Source organism: Craterilacuibacter sp., assembly GCF_051659485.1.
Classification (GTDB): domain Bacteria; phylum Pseudomonadota; class Gammaproteobacteria; order Burkholderiales; family Chromobacteriaceae; genus Craterilacuibacter.
In genome coordinates this window covers 1-2,839 of record NZ_JBOFOO010000392.1, presented here as the reverse complement: position 1 = coordinate 2,839, position 2,839 = coordinate 1, and the positions used below count along the sequence as shown (strand labels likewise).

General features: G+C 63.1%; 3 protein-coding genes. All 3 read right to left on the bottom strand.

Features of this window, described 5'->3' with window-relative positions:
* Nucleotides 1-78: 78 nt before the first annotated feature.
* Complete coding sequence (locus tag ACRC1E_RS13460) at nt 79-246, bottom strand: hypothetical protein (protein ID WP_438515602.1); 168 nt, start codon at nt 244-246, stop codon at nt 79-81.
* Nucleotides 243-1,400: a M20 aminoacylase family protein gene (locus ACRC1E_RS13455; protein ID WP_438515601.1), complete on the bottom strand. Its 1,158-nt coding sequence runs from the start codon at nt 1,398-1,400 to the stop codon at nt 243-245. Before ACRC1E_RS13455 ends, ACRC1E_RS13460 begins: the two co-directional genes overlap by 4 nt.
* A 161-nt stretch (nt 1,401-1,561) precedes the next feature.
* Nucleotides 1,562-2,839, bottom strand: a 1,278-nt coding sequence (gene allB / locus ACRC1E_RS13450) for an allantoinase AllB (protein ID WP_438515600.1), incomplete at its 5' end; no start/stop codon positions are given.

Below are 2,839 nucleotides of genomic sequence, written 5' to 3'. Positions count from 1 at the left end.
GGGGCATGACATGCTCTAGAACAAGAAAATAGAGTCATAGCCATGTATTGCGGCAAAAGCAAAAGCGGGACATGCGTTTTAAAACAGGCCATGCGGGCAAGAAAATGGCCGGAACCCGGCATCCCCATCAAGCCGAACGACAAGCGCGCCAAAGGGGCGGTCACAGGCCAGGCGCGCCTGCTCCGCCTGCACCATGCCCAGTTGCAGCATGCGCCGGTCAAACTCGCTCAAACCGGCAGTTCTCATGCCGCCGCCAGCGCGTGGCGAGCCAGCGTCACCCAGAAACGTACGCCGGGCTCGATCAGCGCGTCGTTAAAGTCATAGGCCGGGTTGTGCAGCGGGGCGCTCGGCGTGTCGCCATCGGCTCCCAGCCACACCATTGCGCCTGGCACTTCGGCCAGCATGGCGGCAAAGTCTTCGCTCGCCATCGACGGCACAAAATCATGGATCACCTTGTCGGCACCCAGTGCCTGCGCGGCGGCAGCGGCGGCCAGGGTGGCATGAGACACTGCATTGCTGACTGCCGGATAGCGCTCACGATAGTCGAGGCGCACATCCACATCGAATGCCAGCCCCAGGCCACGGCACAGGTCATCCAGCCGCCTGCGGATAGCCCGCTGGACCGCGGGATTAAAATAGCGGCAGGTGCCGCGCACCACCACCTGCTCCGGGATCACGTTATAGGCATCACCGGCATGCAACTGGGTCACGCTGATGACTGCGCTCTCCAGCGGACTGACGCTACGGCTGGCGATGGTCTGGATTGCGGTCACCAGCTGTGCAGCAGCGACCAGCGCATCATTGCCCTCATGCGGCATCGCCGCGTGGCTGCCACAGCCGGTAATCACGATTTCGAACACATCCATGCCCGCCATCATCGGGCCGGCGTGCACGGCGACGTGACCGGCCGGCAGCCCCGGCCAGTTGTGCAGGCCGTACACCGCCTGCATCGGAAAACGCGCAAACAGGCCGTCCTGCATCATCGCCACCGCACCGCCTTCCATCTCCTCCGCTGGCTGGAAAATCAGATAGACGGTGCCGGCGAAGTCGCGCTCGGCCGCCAGCACCTGGGCTGCGCCCAGCAACATGCTGCTATGGCCGTCATGGCCACAGCCATGCATGCAGCCCGGCGTTTGCGAGGCGTGGGAAAAACTGTTGCCCTCCTGCATCGGCAGCGCATCCATATCGGCGCGCAGGCCGATGGCAGGCCCGGGGCGCGCGCCGCTGATTTCGGCGACCAGTCCGGTGCCGCCGATATTGCGGTGCACCGGCAGGCCCAGCGCCTCCAGCTGTTCGGCCAGCAGTCCGGCGGTGCGGTATTCAAAGAAAGCCAGTTCGGGATGGGCGTGCAGATCGCGGCGAAAGGCCGTCAGGGCACAAATCTGTTCAGGAGCAAGCATGATGGCTACGGTTCTGCTAATAATGCGCCCCACTCTAGCAGCATCGTTCCAGCACGACCTGTCCCTTCGCGACAGGCACTTGGCTTTGTGTGCCGGCTCCATCAACAAATAAAAACACTGGCACAAGGCCGGTGCGATAGCAACAGAAATAACGGAGCCACTCAGCAGCGCGGCTGTTTGCTGACGCGGATCAAGCGCCCCTGAGCGCTGGCCGCGAAGCCCTTGCCCAGTTCGAAGACCACCTTGCCACGCAGCAGGGTACGGGTGATGCGGCAGCCGATCTCGCGCCCCTCATAGGCGCTGTGCTTGTTTTTGTAATAGAGTTCCTCGGCATTGACGGTGTAGCTTTGCGCCGGATCGACAAACACCAGGTCGGCATCCTTGCCGATGGCGATCTCGCCCTTGTCTTTCAGGCCGAAACGCTCGGCCGGATTGGTCGCCAGCACCTGGGCCAGCAGCACCGGACTGATGCCGCGCTGCTTGACCGCCGCATCGAACATCGCGTCGACGCTGTTCTGGCAGGCCGACAAACCGCCCCAGGCATCGAAAGCATTTTCCTTGTCCTTGAGGTCGAAGGTGCACGGCGAGTGGTCGGAGCCCAGAATGCCGATCTTGCCGGCGGCCAGATACTCCCACATGCGTGCCTGATTGGCGTAGTCGCGGATCGGCGGCGAGCACTTGGCACGCGGACCGATCGCGTCCAGTTCCTCGGTGGCGAGCAGGAAGTAGTGCGGGCACGACTCGACCGAGGCATCGACGCCGTCGGCAATGGCGCGCTGGATGACATCGACCGCTTCCGGGCAGCTATTGTGCGCGATATGCACGCGGCAGCCGGTTTCCTTGGCGATCAGCAGCACGCGCTGCACCGCCTCCACTTCGGTGAACACCGGGCGGCTGGCGACATAGTCGGACACTTTACTCTTACCCTCCGCACGCGCCTTTTTGCCCAGACCATCGGTCAGCGCGGCGTTCTCGCAGTGGATCACCAGCAAGTCGCCAGTCTCGGCCAGGATCTTCATCCCTTCATACAGTTCGAAATCATTGACGTTCTTGAAGTCGCCCGGCTTGCCCGAACCGCAGGTGGCGACGAAACACTTGTAGGCCGCAACGCCGGCTTGCGACATCGGCTTGAGGTCATCAAAGTTCCACGGCACCAGACCACCCATCAGCGCATAGTCGACATGGCACTGGCCAGTGGCGGCACCGATCTTCAGGTCCATGGCGGCCACATCGGTGGTGGCAGGGATGGTGTTCAGCGGCATCTCGACAAACGAGGTGGTGCCGCCGGCGGCCATCGCCTGGCTGCCGGTTTCATAGCCTTCCCACTCGGTGCGGCCCGGCTCGGAAATATGCATGTGCACATCGACCAGGCCCGGCAGCACATACTGGCCGACCGCATCGATTTCGGCGCTGGCCGGCTCTTCGATGCGGTCGGCGAT